The sequence below is a fragment of the Streptomyces sp. GbtcB6 genome (assembly GCF_019091475.1).
In the GTDB taxonomy this organism is placed as follows: domain Bacteria; phylum Actinomycetota; class Actinomycetes; order Streptomycetales; family Streptomycetaceae; genus Streptomyces; species Streptomyces hyaluromycini.
The window spans coordinates 1-16,849 of the sequence record NZ_JAGXJL010000100.1 but is presented as its reverse complement, the minus strand read 5'-3'; the positions used below and the strand labels follow the sequence as shown (position 1 = coordinate 16,849).

Below are 16,849 nucleotides of genomic sequence, written 5' to 3'. Positions count from 1 at the left end.
CCGCCGGAACGGGGGGGGGGGGGGGCGGAGGGGCCCCCCCTCCCCCCGGCCCGGCCCCCCCCCGGGGCCCGCGGCCCGCCGGCGCGCGGCCCGCCGCCCGCGGGGGGCGGTGCGCCCGGCGGCCGACGGCCCGGGACGGCGGGACTACTCGACGGTGCCGCCCGCTGCGCTCCACCGGACCAGGACCCCCGGCGGCCCCCTGACTCCCGCAGCTCCTCCGGTACCCGGAGATAAGGGTTCGTGTTCGGGTTCGGCGGACGGTACGGGGTCCCCGGCGCATAGGGGCCCGCCTCGCTCCCGACCCGTTCCGGAGCGCCACCGGCCCCCTGATGGGCAGGCCCGCCGCCGGCCCCGCCGTGCCCCGCGTCACCCAGTGCCAGTGGGGCCGCACGCGACCCGGCCGCGCCGGTCACCCACGCCAGCAGCGCCCCCGCGGCCCCCGCCGCCGCACCCCAGACCGCTCCGAGCAGCAACGCCATACCCGGTTGCCCGTGCAGTTGGATCCCCGCGCCGAACGCGTCGAAGCCCAGCACCGACAGCGAGGCGTCCACCGACACATCCGTCAGCCAGGCCAGCAACGGCAGCGTGAGCGCGGTGGCGATTCCCAGCCGCACGGCACACCGCCCGGCGAAACCGAGGGCGCCGGAGCGCGAGCCCGGCCCGCCGGTGCCCCCCGCCCCGGCCGAGCCGGCCCTGCGTCCCGCCGGAGTCCCGGTCACCGGGGTCCGGACCGCCGTGAACACCCCGGCCAGCAGCATCAGCAGCGCCGCCGCGACCCCCAGCAGCCACACCCGTCCGTCCAGGCCGGCCAGGTGGCCCAGGGTCACCGACTGGTCGGACTTCGAGTTCAGGAGTTCGTCGAGGGGGTGCGGCAGGAACATGGTCAGGACGCCCGTGGCCCTGCCGTCGAAGGGGACGAAGAGGCCGATCGGGATACCCAGCCAGACGCCGTTCGGGGCGCCCAGCAGCGCCGCGCCCAGGATCCGGGCCGGGTGCGGGTCGCCGATCGCCGCGAAGGCAGCCGCCGCCCAGCCGGCCGCCACGGCCACCAGCAGTACCGTCACCAGCGCCGAGGCCGCCGGCCGTACCACCCGGTGCACCGCCTCCCAGCCGCGCGGCAGCGGAGTCCGGCGGGAGGCCAGCAGGGCGATCAGCAGGATGCCCACCGCCCAGCCGAGACCGCCGAGCAGGGTCGCCGCCGTGTCCACGCTGAAGCCGACCGCCGCGTTCGCGTTCACGAGGTCGCCGAGGCGGTCCGGCAGCAGCCCGCCGATGTCACCGATGCCGGGGATCTTCAGCCCGCCGCCGCTCCCTCCCCCCGGCAGCTTGTCCAGGCCGAGCGCACCGCCGTCGATCGTCACCACGGAGTGCCCCGCCCAGGCCAGTCCGCCCAGCGTCGCCACGAACAGCACCACCACCGAGCCCGCGCGGGCCAGCAGTTCCGCCGGGGCGATCACAACTCCGGCCGTGCGCAGGGACCGTAAGAAGAACCATGACAAAAGCAGCGCACCGACCAGGCTCACCCCCAGTGGCGTGATCTCGATGGCCGTGGTGGCCTCCGCTCCCTTCAGGCCGAAAGCGGACAGATCTCCGTCCGGGGTGACCGAACCACCCGCCCCGAGCGCCACAACGGCCGCGGTCATCGGGCCCAGTGAGCCCGCCGCGTCGGCCCGCAGCAGATGCAGGCCCAGCGCCGCCGTACCCGCCATACCGATCAACGCCCAGCTCACGGCGGCGATCGCGGACAACAGGATGTCCGCCCACGGCAACCGCACGCCGTGCCTCGCGCGCTCGACTCCCGTACCAGCCGCACCAGCACTCATGGCAGACCCCCCGATCCGCAGACGCACCGGACCACTCCGTCGCGCTTGTCCCCCTCGCGTGGATTACCACTCTCCGGCCCGGTTTCAACCCCGTCAACGGAAAGAGTTGAAGCGCTCGTAAGAGGCCTCGACAAGGCCCGGCTTTCGGTCAGAGGGCCGAGCCTGAAATAGTTCCCGACGATGTTCGACATCCCTAGACTCCCTGTGATGGGGGTAACTCGGGGGACTACTCATGGGGCTTGGAGTGCCGGAACTCGTACTGGAATCAAACGGACGCACCTGGACGCTCGATCCGTCCAGGTCATACACCCTCGGACGCGATCCGCAGGGGGACATCGTGTTCGACGACGCCAGGGTCTCCTGGCGGCACGCCACGATCAGCTTCGACGGCCGCAGTTGGGCCATCGAGGACCACGGCAGTACAAACGGCACCTTCGTGCAGAGTCAGCGGGTCCAGCGATCGGAGATCGGCCCGGGCTCGGCCGTCCATCTCGGCAACGCGAACGACGGACCGCGCCTGAGCCTCTCCGGCGCCGCGGCCGCCGTCGCCCAGCCGACGCCCCAGCAGCAGCCGCTCGCGGCGCAGGGCGCGGGCGGCGCGGGCTGGTCCCAGCCGGCGGCTCCGCAGCAGTCGGCCGCGCAGCCGGCGGCTCCGCAACAGGGCTGGCAGCAGGCCCCGCCGGTGATCCCGCAGCAGCAGGGCGCCCCGGCGATGGCCTCCGGTGGCGGCGCGGGGGCGCCGCCGGTCTACGGCGACCGCAGCCCGACCACGTTCCACCAGTTCTCCATCGGTCGCGTGATGCGCATCGGCCGTGCGCTGGACAACGAGCTGGTCGTCTCCGACCTGCAGGTCTCGCGGCACCACGCCGAGTTCCACTCCACGCCCGGCGGCCGCATGGAGATCCGCGACCTCGGCTCGCACAACGGCACGTACGTCAACGGCATGCCGATCGCCAAGGGCGGCAGCGCGCTGCTCGACGCGAACGACATCGTGGGCGTCGGCCACTCCACCTTCCGGATCGTCGGCGACCGGCTCGAGGAGTTCGTCGACACCGGTGAGGTCTCCTTCTCGGCACGCCACCTGACCGTCACGGTCGACGGCGGCAAGCAGATCCTCAAGGACGTCTCCTTCGGCGTCCCGGAGAAGTCCGTGATCGCGGTCATCGGCCCGTCGGGATCCGGCAAGTCGACCCTGCTGAAGGCGCTCACCGGCTACCGCCCCGCCAACGAGGGCGAGGTGCTGTACGACAACCGCAACCTGTACAAGCAGTTCGCCGAGCTGCGCCAGCGCATCGGTCTGGTCCCGCAGGACGACATCCTGCACAAGGAGCTGACCGTCAAGAAGGCCCTCAAGTACGCGGCCAAGCTGCGTTTCCCCGCCGACACCACGACCGAGGAGCGCGAGGCCCGCATAGACGAGGTGCTGCGCGAGCTGAAGCTCGACATCCACAAGGAGAAGAAGGTCACCTCCCTCTCCGGTGGCCAGCGCAAGCGCGTGTCGGTGGCCCTGGAGCTGCTCACCAAGCCGTCGCTGATCTTCCTCGACGAGCCCACCTCGGGTCTCGACCCGGGCATGGACCGCGATGTCATGCAGCTGCTGCGCGGCCTCGCCGACGACGGCCGCACGGTCCTCGTCGTCACCCACTCGGTGGCCGAGCTGGCGCTGTGCGACAAGCTCCTGGTGATGGCGCCGGGCGGCGCGGTGGCCTACTTCGGCCCGCCGGAGGAGGCGCTGAACTTCTTCGGCTACGACACCTGGGCCGACGTCTTCTCCGCCTTCGAGAACTACCGCGACTACGACTGGGCGGGCCGCTGGAAGGGCTCGCAGCACTACCAGATGTACGCCGCGGACATCGACGCGATCGCTCCACAGTCCGTACAGATGCCTCCGATGCAGGCGATGAAGCCGCGCAAGCCGCAGGGCTGGATGTCGCAGTTCGGCACGCTGGTGCGTCGATACGTGTCGGTGATCGCCTCCGACAAGGGCTTCCTGCTTCTGACGGTGATCCTGCCGCTCGTCCTCGGCTCGGTGAGCCTGCTGATCGACTCGGGCAAGGACCTGCTGGTCAACACGGAGATCAATCCGGCTACCCAGCAGCCCGTCCCGAACGGCACGGCCACCACGGTCCTGCTGATCCTCGCCGTCGGTGCCTGCTTCGCCGGTGCCGCGAACTCCGTCCGTGAGCTGATCAAGGAACGGGTCATCTACGAGCGGGAGCGCGCGACCGGCCTGTCCCGCTCCGCCTACCTGATGTCCAAGGTCTTCGTGCTCGGCATCGTCACGGTCCTGCAGGGCCTGCTGGTCGGTGTCATCGGCTTCGCCAGCCGGACGATCCCGGACGAGGGCGTGGTCTTCGGCCACCTCACGCTGCTGGAGCTCTGTCTGCCGGTCATGGCGCTGGGCTTCACCTCGATGATGTTCGGCCTGGTCATGTCCGCGCTGGTGAAGACCTCCGAGAAGACCATGCCGCTGCTGGTCATGTTCGCGATCATCCAGGTCGTCTTCACCGGCTGCCTGTTCGCCCTGAACGGCGCGATCGGCGTCAACCAGTTCTCGTACCTGATGCCGTCGCGCTGGGCCGTCGCCGCCGCGGGCGCCACCCTGGACTTCAACAGGATCGCCCCGCCCGGCAAGGGCAAGCCCGACGACCCGCTGTGGGCGCACACCGCCGGCGCCTGGACCCTGGACATGATCGCCCTGATCGCCCTCGGCGTGATCTGTGCCTTCCTCGTGGCCCGCTTCCTGCGCCGCCACGAGCCCGAGGTCATGCGCAAGTAGCGTGCGCGGTCCGTACGACGCCGAAGGGCGGCACCCGCAATGGGGTGCCGCCCTTCGGCGTGTCGGTGCTGAGGTCCGCGCCTGCCTCAGTACGCGCTGTTGACGTTGTCGATCGAGCCGTACCGGTGCGCCGCGTAGTTGGCGGCGGCGGTGATGTTGGCGACCGGGTCGTAGATGTTCCAGGACGTGCCGGAGACGTGGTACGTGGCGAAGGTCGGCGGGATCACCTGCAGCAGGCCCTTGGAGGGGATGCCGTTGATGGCGTTGATGTCCCAGTTGTTGATGGCGTTCGGGTTGCCGGAGGACTCCCGCATGATGTTGCGGTGCAGGCCGCTGTAGGAGCCCGGGATGCCCTTGGCGTTCATGATGTCGAGGGCCTGGCGGATCCAGCCGTCGAGGTTGTTGGCGTAGGTCTTCGCGGCGACCTGCTGGATCTGCGGGCGCTGCGCGGACCGGCTCGCGGCCTGCTGGGCGGCGCGCTTCGCGGCGGCCTTCTTGACGGCGGCGACGTGCTTCACGTGGGCGGCGTGGACGTGCTTCGCGTGGGCGGCGTGGACGTGCTTCACGTGGGCTGCGTGGACCTTCTTCAGGTGAGCCACGTGCAGCTGGTGGGCGGAGGCCTTCGTCTTGGCGGCGATGGCCTCGACCTTGACGTTCTGGAGGGCCAGCTGGTCGGTGACCTTGCCCGTGACGTCCGTGATCTGCGCGGTGCCGTAGGCCGCCTTGGCGGCGGTCGCGGGGGCACCGGACGTGATCGTCTCGGCGCTGCTGGGCACGGCGGAGAAGGCGATGGCGGCGGCGCCGAGCGTGGCGACACCGGCGAGCGCGATCTTGTGGTGCTTGGTCAGCGTGGGACTGTGGGTGTGCTTGGGCATGGCGTGGACCTCTTCGAATAGCGCGGAGGTCGCTCGTTGTCCGCGGGGGAGACCGGCTCCTCCTGCACGAACACCGCGGGGGGAACCCGCGGTGCTGAGCGACGGCAGCCATTCTTAGCGGCCGCAAAATGCTGTGGCAAAGGTGTGACGTACGATCCCCGGTAGTGGAGCCCGGAGGGGCAAATCGGGACAGACTAGAGCGTCTGTCCCGTTCGGGCGGGGCCTCTTTATCTCCTATGTCCGTTCGTACGTGATGTGCGCCCTATGTGCCGCCTCACATCGGCCGCACATGAATCTCACCGGGAGTTGCTCTCGCAATGCTCTGCGTGAGGGCTCTCCTCCGGGAGGATGAGGTGCACGTCCCCGAACTCGTGCCAGAGGTAGAGCCCGCGCAGCGCCTCCTCGTAGCTGCGGTCGACCGCGGCCCGCCCCGCGACCGCCTCCAGCATCAGCAGATGCGAGGCCTCCGGCTCGTGCAGCCCGGTCACCAGCCCGTCCACCACCCGCACCCCGCGCTCGGGCGTCACGACGAGCTCCGTCCACCCCTCGGCCGCCCGCACCACCCCGTCGTCCCCGGCGGCCGACTCCACGGCCCGTACGGCGGTCGTCCCGACGGCGATCACCCGCCCGTCCCCGGCCTTCACGTTGTTGATCAGCCGCGCCGACGCCTCCGGCACTGCGAAACGTTCCGCGTACGGCGGCTCGTGCGCCTCCGCCGACGACACCCCCGTATGCAGGGTGACCGGCGCGAACTGCACCCCCCGGCTCACCAGCTCCGCCACCAGCCGCGCGGTGAAGGGCCGCGCCGCACTCGGCATCTCCGCACTCCCCGCCCCGTCCGCCGGCGGCAGCGCGAACACCGTCTGGTACACGGACAGCGGCTGGTCCCGCTCCGTATAGGAGTAACGAATGGGCCGCCCGTGCTCCCGCAGCAGCCCCCGTACGTCCGCCGAGGCCCGAGCCCACCGCAGCCGCTCGCCCCGCGCGCTCAGCGGCTCCTCCAGGACCAGCCGTACGCCCCCGGGCAGCCGCACCTCACTCCCCGCAGGTGTGCCCGCACGCGCGCGTGTGGTCCCCTTCCCGTCCGGTTCCCGCAGCTCGACCGCCCACCGTCCGTCGTCACCGCGCGTGGAGAAGTGCACCACCACGCGCGCGTGCCCGACCCGCCCGTCCACGGCGGCCGCCAGGGTGGGAGAGGTGTTCACCACCAGCAGGTCCCCGGCCCGCAGCAGGCACGGCAGCTCGGCGAAGGCGTGATGCGACACCGCCGTCCCGCGCGACACCAGCAGCCGTACGGCGTCCCGCTCCAGACCCGGCCCGCGCTGCTCGGCCGGCACCCGCGCGGACAGCTCCTCCGGCACCCTCACAACGGTCGTCATCGCTCCTCCACCAGGGCAGGAGCGCTGTACCGCCCACTCGCCGGCCGCTCGTCCAGAAGCCGCAGGAACGCCGGGACGACGGACTCCGGCGCCGGCCGCGGATCGTCGTCGTCCGGTACGGCCGCCGCGTACAGGTCGGTCGCCATGTCCCCGGGATCCACCGCCCACACCCGCAGCCCCGGCTCCTCCACGCCGAGCACGGCCGCCAGCTGGTCCAGGGCCGCCTTCGAGGCGCCGTAGCCGCCCCAGGTCTCGTACGCCTCGGCGCCCGCGTCCGAGCTGATCGCGACCACCGCTCCCGCCGCAGACTCCCGCAGCAGCGGCAGCGCCTCCTGGACCAGGCCCAGCGCGGCCACCACGTTCACCTCCAGCGCCCGGCGCAGCCCCTCCAGCGGCAGCTCGCCCAGGCGCACCAGCGGCTCGGCGCCCAGCGCGCTGGCGTTGCTCACCAGCAGGTCCACCCCGCCCAGCTCCCACGCCGCGGCCACCAGGCCTGCCCGGTGCCTGCCGTCCGTCACATCGCCGGGCAGCGCCGCCACCCGCGTCCCGTGCCCCGCGACGGCCTCCGCCGTCTCCTTGAGGACCTCTGCGCCCCTGGCGTCCAGCACCAGATCCCAGCCGCGCGCGGCCAGCGCCTCGGCCAGCGCCCGCCCCAGCCCCTTCGAGGCCCCCGTGATGATCGCTACCGGCATGACAACCGTCCCCTCGGCTCCGTCCGCCTGCCCGGCGGTGCCTCCAACGTAGGAAGGGGACCGCCCCGGCCGCCTCGGACGCGGGCCGCAACCCGCAGGGGTCCTTCGGACTACGCCGCCGGTCCGGGCCCCGCGCCCTAGGTCTCCGGGCCTACGGCCACCGGTCCGGGCCCTGCGCCGTCGGCCCGATCCGCGGTGTCGGACCCCGCCGGTACCGTGAGGGCATGAGTCAAGGTCCCCGGTCCGGCCTCGCGGCGGTGAGCTCCGCGCTGCTGGCCATGAGCAGGCATCTGGAGGTGCGCGACGTCCTCAAGACGATCGTCGCCTCCGCCCGCGAGCTGCTCGACGCGCAGTACGCCGCGCTCGGGGTCCCCGACGACCACGGCGGCTTCGCCCAGTTCGTCGTCGACGGCGTCACCGACGCCCAGTGGAAAGCCATCGGCCCGCTTCCGCGCCAGCACGGCATCCTCGCCGCGATGCTGCGCGAGGCGAAGGTCGAGCGGCTGGCCGACGTCCGCACGGACCCCCGCTTCGAGGGCTGGCCCTCGGCCCACCCCGAGATGTCGGACTTCCTGGGCCTGCCGATCCGCGACGGCGACGAGGTCATCGGTGCGCTGTTCCTCGCCAACAAGAACTGCCAGAAACCGCAGGGTGGTTGCGGCTTCACCGCCGAGGACGAGGAACTCCTCTCCATCCTCGCCCAGCACGCGGCCATAGCCCTCACCAACGCCCGCCTGTACGAGCGCAGCCGCGAGCTGACCATCGCCGAGGAACGCTCCCGGCTCGCCCACGAGTTGCACGACGCGGTCAGCCAGAAGCTGTTCTCCCTGCGGCTGACCGCCCAGGCCGCCGCCGCCCTGGTCGACCGTGATCCCTCCCGCGCCAAGGGCGAGTTGCAGCAGGTGGCCGCGCTCGCCGCCGAGGCCACCGAAGAACTGCGCGCCGCCGTCGTGGAGTTGCGCCCCGCCGCCCTGGACGAGGACGGTCTCGTCGCCACCCTGCGCACCCAGGTCCAGGTCCTCGACCGCGCCCACACCGCGCGCGTGACCTTCGCCGCCAGCGGCTTCCGGGCCCTGCCCGCAGCCCAGGAGGAGGCCCTGCTCCGGGTCGCCCAGGAAGCCCTGCACAACGCCCTGCGGCACTCCGGGGCCGAGCACGTCGACGTGACCGTGAACCGGCGCGGCTGCGGCGCCGTCCTGCGGGTCGCCGACGACGGCAGCGGCTTCGACCCGCACCTCACCCGCAGTGCCGGACGCCACCTCGGCCTGGTCTCCATGCGGGACCGGGCGAGCGGCGTCGGCGGCACACTGACCGTGGAATCGGCGCCCGGCAAGGGCACCACGATCGAGATGGAGGTCCCCGGTGGCTGACGCGATCCGGGTGCTGCTGGTCGACGACCACCAGGTCGTCCGCCGTGGCCTGCGCACCTTCCTGGAGGTCCAGGACGACATCGAGGTCGTCGGCGAGGCCGCCGACGGCGCGGAGGGGGTCGAGCGCGTCCAGGAGCTGAGCCCCGACGTCGTCCTCATGGACATCAAGATGCCCGGCCTGGACGGGGTGGAGGCGCTGCGCAGACTCCGCGAACTCGACAACCCCGCGCGCGTGCTGATCGTCACCAGCTTCACCGAACAGCGCACGGTCGTCCCGGCCCTGCGCGCCGGCGCCGCCGGATACGTCTACAAGGACGTCGATCCCGACGCGCTCGCCACCGCCATCCGCTCGGTGTATGCCGGGCACGTCCTGCTCCAGCCCGAGGTGGCCGGCGCCCTGCTCTCCCAGGAGGAGACCAACTCCGGCCAGGGCAGGAGCGGTTCGCTCACCGAGCGGGAGCGCGAGGTGCTCGGGCTGATCGCCGACGGCCGTTCCAACCGCGAGATAGCGCGCGCCCTCGTGCTGTCCGAGAAGACCGTCAAGACGCACGTCTCGAACATCCTGATGAAACTCGACCTCGCCGACCGCACCCAGGCCGCCCTGTGGGCCGTTCGCCATGGCGTGACCGGCTGAAACGCCCTCCGCAACGCTTCACCGACGGCAACCCGGAGGGTCGCCTTCCGGGCTGAGATTCATACCGTCGTGGGAATGTCACCCGGACGGCGCATCCTCTCCCGGCCGCCGCCGTTCTTCAGTGCGTGCCGCGGCGACCGCCGTGGCGATCGCCAGGGAGGGCTCAAGAAGTGAAGAACCTGAAGAAGGCAGCGGCCGTGACGATGGTGGCCGGCGGGATCGTGGCCGCCGGTGCGGGCATGGCCTCCGCCCACACCGGCGGCGCCGGTGCCGCCGGCGCGGCCCACGGTTCTCCGGGTGTCGTCTCGGGCAACGTCATCCAGGCCCCGGTGGACGTTCCGGTCAACGTCGTCGGCAACAGCATCAACGTCGTCGGCGTGCTGAACCCCGCCTTCGGCAACCTCGGCCTCAACCACTGAGACCGCGCCGCACGGCGGCATCGACCTCCGGCCTTCCGGGCGCCCCCGGAAGGCCGGTCGGCTTTTCCGCCCAGCGGCTCTTCGTCCTAATGATCCTTGGGCGTCGCCTCCGGCCCGGTCGCCCGGATCCCGGTCGACGTCAGCGGTCTCTCCGTCAACGTGATCGGCCTCCTGAACCCGGCGTTCGGCAACACCGCGGTCAACAGGCAGGACCGGCGCGACCGTCGAGGGCTACGCCGGCGGAATAGCCCGCACCTCGGCTAACGCCCCCGCTCGCGCTCCTCCACCACCGAGTTGTACGCCGCGACCTGCGCCCGCCGGGCCGTCCGCTCCACCGGCCGCAGCGCCAGCGACCGCCCCGCCATCTCCGACGCGCTCACCGCCCCGCCGTGCCCGTTCTCGTGGGCCAGCGAGATCAGCAGCCCCACCCGCTGTGCCAGCTCCAGCACCCGCACCGCCCGCGGCGGATACCCCGGCGCCAGTACCTCCCGCCCCCGCTCGGCCCGCGCCCGGTATGCGTCGATCGCCGCCTCCGCCACCGGCCCCGACCCCGCGACGTCCAGCTTCGACAGCATCTCGGTGGCGTCCCGCAGCGCCTCCGCCAGCTCCCGCTCCGCCTCACCGAGCGACGGCACGTCGGCCGGCGGCGCCTCCCGCACCGGCAGCACGTGCCAGACCACCTCGACATGCACATCACCGGCGGGCCCGGCCTCGTACACCTCCGGCACCAGCCCGAACGCGGCGCCGTGACAGATCACGGCCTCCTCGGCCTCCAGCGCCCGCGCATTGAACTCCGGCGGGCCGCTCAGCCCCAGCGGATGCCCCGGCGCCGGCAGCGCGACCCGCAGCCCGGTCGTCCCCAGCGTCCGCAGCCGCCCCAGCGCGAGCGTGAGCCCGACCGGAGCGGACTCACCCGGCAGCCCCTCGACCCGATGCACGGCGTCCTCGCCGACGATGGCGAGCACGGCGTCATCCGGAGAGACAAGTCCGGCCAAAAGGGCATTTCCCCAAGCGGCAAGGCGTCCTGAACGCGGTTCCGAGAGCATGCCTCCACCCTAAGGACAGGACCGATGGAATGGAGCGCCGCACTCGTGGCGTAGATTTCGTAGGGGCTGCGCCCACCGGCGCCGCCGCCCGGACCACAGGCGTACGCGACAGCCGAGAACGGCGACACTGCAAGGGGAGACAACGCGCTCATGAGCGATGTTCTGGAGCTTCAGGACGTATCTGTGGTCCGCGAGGGCCGGGCTCTGGTGGACCAGGTCTCCTGGTCGGTGAAGGAGGGCGAGCGCTGGGTCATCCTCGGCCCCAACGGCGCCGGCAAGACCACCCTCCTCAACGTCGCGTCCAGCTACCTCTTCCCCAGCAAGGGCACCGCCACCATCCTCGGCGACACCCTCGGCAAGGTCGACGTCTTCGACCTGCGCCCGCGCATCGGCATGGCCGGCGTCGCCATGGCCGAGAAGCTCCCCAAGCGCCAGACCGTCCTGGAGACCGTGCTCACCGCCGCCTACGGCATGACCGCCCACTGGCAGGAGGAGTACGACGAGGTCGACGAGCAGCGTGCCCGTGCCTTCCTGGACCGCCTCGGCATGACCGAGTACGTGGACCGGAAGTTCGGCACCCTCTCCGAGGGCGAGCGCAAGCGCACCCTGATCGCCCGCGCCCTGATGACCGACCCCGAGCTGCTCCTCCTCGACGAGCCCGCCGCCGGCCTCGACCTCGGCGGCCGCGAAGACCTGGTCCGCCGCCTCGGCCGGCTCGCCCGGGACCCGATCGCCCCCTCCATGATCATGGTCACCCACCATGTCGAGGAGATCGCGCCCGGCTTCACCCACGTCCTGATGATCCGCCAGGGCAAGATCCTCGCCGCCGGCCCGCTGGAGCTCGAACTCACCTCCCGCAACCTCTCCCTCTGCTTCGGCCTCCCGCTGGTCGTCGAGCAGCTCGGCGACCGCTGGACCGCCCATGGACTGCCCCTGTCCTGACGGGTTCTGACGGGCCCTGACCCGGCAAAGCGCTCTGTCGGGGTCGGCACCCCCGGCCGTACCATGACTATGTGAACAGCATCGACGCATGGGTGTGGTGGCTCGTCGTCGCGGCGGCGCTCGGAATTCCGCTCGTGGTGACCGCAATGCCGGAGTTCGGCATGTTCGCGGTCGGCGCCGTGGCCGCCGCCGGTACCGCCGGACTCGGCGCGGGCGTCGTGTTCCAGGTACTCGTCTTCGTCGTCGTCTCGGTCGCGCTGATCGCCGTCGTACGGCCCGTCGCCAACCGGCACGCCGCCCAGCGGCCCCAACTCGCCACCGGAGTCGACGCCCTGAGGGGCAAACAAGCCGTCGTACTCGAACGCGTCGACGGCGCGGACGGACGGATCAAGCTCGCGGGCGAGATCTGGTCGGCGCGCTCCCTCCACCCGGACCGGGCCTACGAAGTGGGCCAGGAAGTGGACGTCGTGGAGATCGAGGGGGCCACGGCGATTGTCATCTGACCTCGTAAGACTCAACTGAACAGAAGAGTCCCCGAGTTGCGCGTGCGTCTGTCAGACTCATCCAGCAAGATCTTCAACAACCATAAGATCTTCCGAAGCGCCGAGGCGGAGAAGGGTACGGGGAGCGACGATGGAACCGGTCATCATCGTCCTGATCATTCTGGTGGTGTTGGTCTTCATCGCCCTGATCAAGACGATCCAAGTCATCCCGCAGGCGAGCGCCGCCATCGTCGAGCGCTTCGGCCGCTACACGCGGACACTGAACGCGGGCCTCAACATCGTGGTCCCGTTCATCGACACCATCCGCAACCGCATCGACCTGCGTGAACAGGTCGTACCGTTCCCGCCGCAGCCGGTGATCACCCAGGACAACCTGGTGGTGAACATCGACACCGTCATCTACTACCAGGTGACGGACGCCCGCGCGGCCACCTACGAGGTCGCCAGCTACATCCAGGCGATCGAGCAGCTGACGGTCACCACGCTCCGCAACATCATCGGCGGCATGGACCTGGAACGCACCCTGACCTCCCGCGAGGAGATCAACGCGGCCCTGCGCGGCGTCCTCGACGAGGCCACCGGCAAGTGGGGCATCCGCGTCAACCGCGTCGAGCTCAAGGCGATCGAACCGCCCACCTCCATCCAGGACTCGATGGAGAAGCAGATGCGCGCCGACCGTGACAAGCGCGCCGCGATCCTCACCGCGGAAGGCACGCGCCAGGCCGCGATCCTCACCGCCGAGGGCGAGAAGCAGTCCCAGATCCTGCGCGCCGAGGGCGAGGCCAAGGCGGCGGCGCTCCGCGCGGAGGGCGAGGCCCAGGCGGTCCGTACGGTCTTCGAGGCGATCCACGCCGGCGACCCGGACCAGAAGCTCCTCTCCTACCAGTATCTCCAGATGCTCCCGAAGATCGCCGAGGGCGACGCCAACAAGCTCTGGATCGTCCCCAGCGAAATCGGCGACGCCCTCAAGGGCCTCTCCGGCGCGATGGGCAACTTCGGCAACCTGGGCGGCGGTTCGAACAGCGGCGGCAACGTCCCGGCACAGGAACGCCGCGAGAAGCCGAACATCGACTGACGGTTCCGGAAAACAAAGGTTCCCCGCACCCCGGTAAGGGGCGCGGGGAACTGCGCGACAAGCCACAACGCGGCCGCAGCCGCACGACGGGACCGGCCAGGCACACGACTAGGCGGCGACATCTCCCGCCAGCCACTCAGGCAACGCCGCCAAATCCTCGGCCCCCATAGCCAGCAGCATCGCATCCTGCGGCGAAGGCTCGAACGGCCCCCGAAGCAACGGCATCCCCGCCTGCTCCGGCGTCCGGTCCGCCTTCCGGTGATTGTCCTCCGCGCACGAGGCCACCGTGTTCAGCCAAGAGTCCTGACCGCCCTGTGCCCGAGGCACCACATGGTCGACAGTCGTCGCCCGCCGCCCGCAGTACGCGCACCGGTGCCGGTCCCTGACCAGCACCCCCCGCCTCGACCAGGGCGCCTGTCTCCGGAACGGCACCCGTACATAACGGCACAGCCTGATCACCCGGGGCGCGGGTATGTCCACATCCGCACCGCGCATGCGCAGTTCGGGGTGGGCCTGCTCGACGACGGCCTTGTCCTGGAGCACCAGAACAACGGCGCGGTTCAACGTCACCGTAGACAGCGGCTCGAAGCTCGCGTTCAGCACCAGCGTGTCACGCATCCAGCCCACCTCCCATGTGCACCTGCCCACCCCCGGCGGGCTTGGATCAACTCTGGACGGGCGCGCCGAGATGGACAACGCAATAAAAACTGCCCGCCCCTGATCACTTCCATGACCAGAGGCGGGCAAACGTTCAATGAACGCTCAGCTGATTTCGCGAACCGCGTCAGCCCTGCTCGGGGTTCTCGTACTCCCCGATGAGCTGCGCACGCGCGATCGCGTGGAAGCGCAGGTTGAACCCGACGACGGCAGGCGACACATCGGCGTCCGGACCGAGCTTCTCCTGGTCCACCGCGTACACCGTGAAGACGTACCGGTGCGGCCCGTCCCCGGGCGGCGGCGCGGCACCGCCGAAGTCCTTCGACCCGTAGTCGTTGCGCACCTGCACCGCGCCCTCGGGCAGCCCCTCGAACTTGCCGCCGCCCGCACCCGCCGGCAGCTCGGTCACCGAGGCCGGGATGTCGAACAGGGTCCAGTGCCAGAACCCGCTGCCCGTCGGGGCGTCCGGGTCGTAGCAGGTCACGGCGAAGCTCTTGGTCTCGGCCGGGAAGCCCTCCCACCGCAGCTGCGGCGAGGTGTTGCCCTTGGCGTAGACCTGAGCGTCCTTGAGCGTCGCCCCTTCCTCGATGTCCTCGCTCGTCACCGTGAACGACGGGACGGGCGGATGGAAGTCATGGGGGAGAGGCCGCCGCTTGAGCTCGGTCACCTCGGTACCTCCTGATCGGTACTGATCGATTACGGAACCCGTTACGGAATCCGCAGTTCCCGAGCCTAGAACCAGTTGCGCTTGCTGCCGACCTCGGACAGCCACTGGTTGAGATAACCCGCCCAGTCGGTCCCGTGGAAGTCGTGCAGACCCACCTGGAACGAGCGGAACGTGTCGCTGCCCTCGCTGAACAGCCCCGGCTTCTTGTCCATTTCGAGGATGACGTCCATGGCGTGCGCGTCCGCCACGAAGCTCAGCTCGACCTGGTTCAGCCCCCGGTACTGCGTCGGCGGGTGGAACTCGACCTCCTGGTAGAACGGCAGCGTCTGCCGCGTCCCCCGGATGTGCCCCTTCTCCAGGTCCGCGTGCTTGAAGCGGAAGCCCAGCTGGATGAAGGCGTCCAGGATCGCCTTCTGCGCCGGCAGCGGATGCACGTTGATCGGGTCCAGATCCCCGGAGTCGACGGCGCGCGCGATCTCCAGCTCGGTCGTCACCCCGATGTTCATCCCGCGCAGCGCCTGCCCGTCGATCATCGTGACGGGCGTCTCCCACGGAATCTCCAGCCCGAACGGCACCGCGTGCACGGCCCCGGCCTGAAGCTCGAAGGCACCGCCGAGCCGCACCTTGCCGAAGCCGATGTTCTGCTTGTACTCCTCGTCGCCGCTCTCCACCTCGACCCGAGCCTGGAGACCCACGGACAGCCCCTGGATCTCCTGGTTCACCGAGCCGCCCTGGATCCGCACCTCGCCCTGGACGACGCCGCCCGGTACGACGTTCACCTCGGTGAGCACCGTCTCGACGGACGCCCCGCCGGCACCCAGGCTCGCGAGCAGCTTCTTGAACCCCATGACTCTCCCTCTACTACGTACGGACCCTTGATCCCTACAAACGCGATCCGGTCACGACCGGTTCCGGCCCACACCCTGGCAAGCAGACGAATCCTTGACCAGCCCTTGGCGTAGCCGGACTGGACTACGCTCGGTCGCCATGATCGCGCCCCCGGACCGTACGCCACTCGCCAGAACCTTCTTCGACCGCCCTGTACTGGAGGTCGCCCCCGACCTCCTGGGCCGCGTCCTCGTCCGCACCACCCCGGACGGTCCGATCGCGGTGCGCCTCACAGAGGTGGAGGCGTACGACGGCCCGAACGACCCCGGCTCGCACGCCTATCGCGGCCACACCCCCCGCAACGACGTGATGTTCGGTCCGCCCGGACGTGTGTACGTCTACTTCACCTACGGCATGTGGTTCTGCATGAACCTCGTCTGCGGTCCCGAGGGCACTGCGAGCGCGGTCCTGCTCCGCGCCGGCGAGATCATCGAGGGCGCCGAGCTCGCCCGCAAACGTCGACTTTCAGCCCGATATGACAGGGAACTGGCCAAAGGGCCGGCCCGCCTGGCCACCGCCCTGGGTGTCGACCGAGCCCTGGACGGCACGGACGCGTGTGCCGCCGGCGAGACACCGCTGCGGATACTGACCGGCACCCCCGTACCCTCCGACCAGGTACGCAGCGGTCCGCGCACCGGAGTCGCCGGCGAGGGCGGCAATGGCGACGCCCATCCCTGGCGCTACTGGGTCGCCAACGACCCCACAGTGAGCCCCTATCGGGCCCATGTACCCAGGCGCCGCTCAAGTTGACGCGTCCCTGGAAGGTGCGTAATGTAGCCCGAGCCGCTTGAACCGGGTACGGCAATCGCCAGCAGCCGGAAGCGGCCACCCACTACCTACGACTTCCCCTGGCGGGGTCGATTTCGGCATGCCCGCATGCCCGAATTCGAACTCGTGGGACTCGATTATGAGTCCCGGCGGGAATCGGCTAACGTAGTGAATGTTGAAAGGCCGACGGGCGCAAGCCGGAAAGCCAAAGACAATCCCGCCGACCGGGAATCGGACGCCGAAAGGATCTGATAAAGTCGGAACCGCCGGAAAGGGAAACGCGAGAGCGGGAACCTGGAAAGCACCGAGGAAATCGGGTCGAGAAAAGATCT

Annotated in this window: 16 protein-coding genes and 1 pseudogene; 9 read left to right on the top strand and 8 right to left on the bottom strand. The window is 70.6% G+C overall.

The window, feature by feature from the left end; all coding sequences use genetic code 11:
- Positions 1–1,823, bottom strand: a 1,823-nt coding sequence (locus KVT45_RS53100; protein ID WP_254648669.1) for a streptophobe family protein, incomplete at its 3' end; no start/stop codon positions are given.
- 232 nt (positions 1,824–2,055) lie between these two features.
- Here KVT45_RS53100 and KVT45_RS53095 point away from each other — a divergent pair.
- Positions 2,056–4,602 (top strand): FHA domain-containing protein, encoded by a 2,547-nt coding sequence (locus tag KVT45_RS53095; protein ID WP_254648668.1) that lies wholly within the window; start codon positions 2,056–2,058, stop codon positions 4,600–4,602.
- A gap of 86 nt (positions 4,603–4,688) precedes the next feature.
- Here the strand turns inward: KVT45_RS53095 and KVT45_RS53090 are convergent, their stop codons facing one another.
- The 3 genes from KVT45_RS53090 to KVT45_RS53080 all read right to left on the bottom strand — a co-directional run bounded on the left by KVT45_RS53090 (position 4,689) and on the right by KVT45_RS53080 (position 7,548).
- Positions 4,689–5,477, bottom strand: coding sequence for a transglycosylase SLT domain-containing protein (locus KVT45_RS53090; RefSeq protein WP_217562002.1), 789 nt, complete (start codon positions 5,475–5,477; stop codon positions 4,689–4,691).
- A gap of 296 nt (positions 5,478–5,773) precedes the next feature.
- On the bottom strand, positions 5,774–6,856 hold the full coding sequence (locus KVT45_RS53085) for an S-adenosylmethionine:tRNA ribosyltransferase-isomerase (protein WP_217562000.1): 1,083 nt from the start codon (positions 6,854–6,856) through the stop codon (positions 5,774–5,776).
- The gene (locus tag KVT45_RS53080; protein WP_217561998.1) at positions 6,853–7,548 is read right to left on the bottom strand and encodes an SDR family oxidoreductase; all 696 of its coding nucleotides are present in this window, start codon (positions 7,546–7,548) and stop codon (positions 6,853–6,855) included. Before KVT45_RS53080 ends, KVT45_RS53085 begins: the two co-directional genes overlap by 4 nt.
- 224 nt (positions 7,549–7,772) lie before the next feature.
- Between KVT45_RS53080 and KVT45_RS53075 the strand changes: the two genes are divergently transcribed.
- The 4 genes and pseudogenes from KVT45_RS53075 to KVT45_RS53060 all read left to right on the top strand — a co-directional run.
- Entirely contained in the window at positions 7,773–8,918 is a 1,146-nt protein-coding gene (locus KVT45_RS53075) for a GAF domain-containing sensor histidine kinase (protein ID WP_217561996.1), read from the top strand.
- Positions 8,911–9,552, top strand: coding sequence for a response regulator transcription factor (locus KVT45_RS53070; protein ID WP_217561994.1), 642 nt, complete (start codon positions 8,911–8,913; stop codon positions 9,550–9,552). Before KVT45_RS53075 ends, KVT45_RS53070 begins: the two co-directional genes overlap by 8 nt.
- Before the next feature lie 170 nt (positions 9,553–9,722).
- Positions 9,723–9,971: a chaplin gene (locus KVT45_RS53065; RefSeq protein WP_089107841.1), complete on the top strand. Its 249-nt coding sequence runs from the start codon at positions 9,723–9,725 to the stop codon at positions 9,969–9,971.
- A gap of 99 nt (positions 9,972–10,070) precedes the next feature.
- Positions 10,071–10,235 (top strand): annotated as a pseudogene (locus KVT45_RS53060) (chaplin family protein); the annotation flags it as partial.
- Here the strand turns inward: KVT45_RS53060 and KVT45_RS53055 are convergent.
- Positions 10,232–11,017 carry a hypothetical protein gene (locus KVT45_RS53055; protein ID WP_217561990.1) on the bottom strand — a complete coding sequence of 262 codons (786 nt, stop codon included), beginning with the start codon at positions 11,015–11,017 and terminating at the stop codon, positions 10,232–10,234. The pseudogene KVT45_RS53060 and the gene KVT45_RS53055 overlap by 4 nt on opposite strands.
- A 150-nt stretch (positions 11,018–11,167) precedes the next feature.
- Here KVT45_RS53055 and KVT45_RS53050 point away from each other — a divergent pair, with 150 nt between their 5' ends.
- From KVT45_RS53050 to KVT45_RS53040, 3 genes are all read left to right on the top strand, one after another.
- On the top strand, positions 11,168–11,959 hold the full coding sequence (locus KVT45_RS53050) for an ABC transporter ATP-binding protein (protein WP_089107843.1): 792 nt from the start codon (positions 11,168–11,170) through the stop codon (positions 11,957–11,959).
- Between the two features lie 71 nt (positions 11,960–12,030).
- Positions 12,031–12,462: an NfeD family protein gene (locus tag KVT45_RS53045; protein WP_217561987.1), complete on the top strand. Its 432-nt coding sequence runs from the start codon at positions 12,031–12,033 to the stop codon at positions 12,460–12,462.
- 130 nt (positions 12,463–12,592) lie between these two features.
- Positions 12,593–13,537 (top strand): SPFH domain-containing protein, encoded by a 945-nt coding sequence (locus tag KVT45_RS53040; RefSeq protein ID WP_217561985.1) that lies wholly within the window; start codon positions 12,593–12,595, stop codon positions 13,535–13,537.
- Between the two features lie 108 nt (positions 13,538–13,645).
- Here KVT45_RS53040 and KVT45_RS53035 read toward each other — a convergent pair whose 3' ends face one another.
- From KVT45_RS53035 to KVT45_RS53025, 3 genes are all read right to left on the bottom strand, one after another.
- A complete protein-coding gene (locus tag KVT45_RS53035) occupies positions 13,646–14,155 on the bottom strand; it encodes an HNH endonuclease (protein WP_217561984.1) in 510 nt (169 codons plus the stop codon).
- 166 nt (positions 14,156–14,321) lie between these two features.
- Positions 14,322–14,861: a YbhB/YbcL family Raf kinase inhibitor-like protein gene (locus KVT45_RS53030; protein WP_217561982.1), complete on the bottom strand. Its 540-nt coding sequence runs from the start codon at positions 14,859–14,861 to the stop codon at positions 14,322–14,324.
- A gap of 65 nt (positions 14,862–14,926) precedes the next feature.
- On the bottom strand, positions 14,927–15,709 hold the full coding sequence (locus KVT45_RS53025) for a sporulation protein (RefSeq protein ID WP_217561980.1): 783 nt from the start codon (positions 15,707–15,709) through the stop codon (positions 14,927–14,929).
- Between the two features lie 139 nt (positions 15,710–15,848).
- On the opposite strand from KVT45_RS53025, the gene KVT45_RS53020 reads away from it, so the two are divergent.
- The gene (locus KVT45_RS53020) at positions 15,849–16,499 is read left to right on the top strand and encodes a DNA-3-methyladenine glycosylase (protein WP_217561978.1); all 651 of its coding nucleotides are present in this window, start codon (positions 15,849–15,851) and stop codon (positions 16,497–16,499) included.
- Positions 16,500–16,849 lie beyond the last annotated feature (350 nt).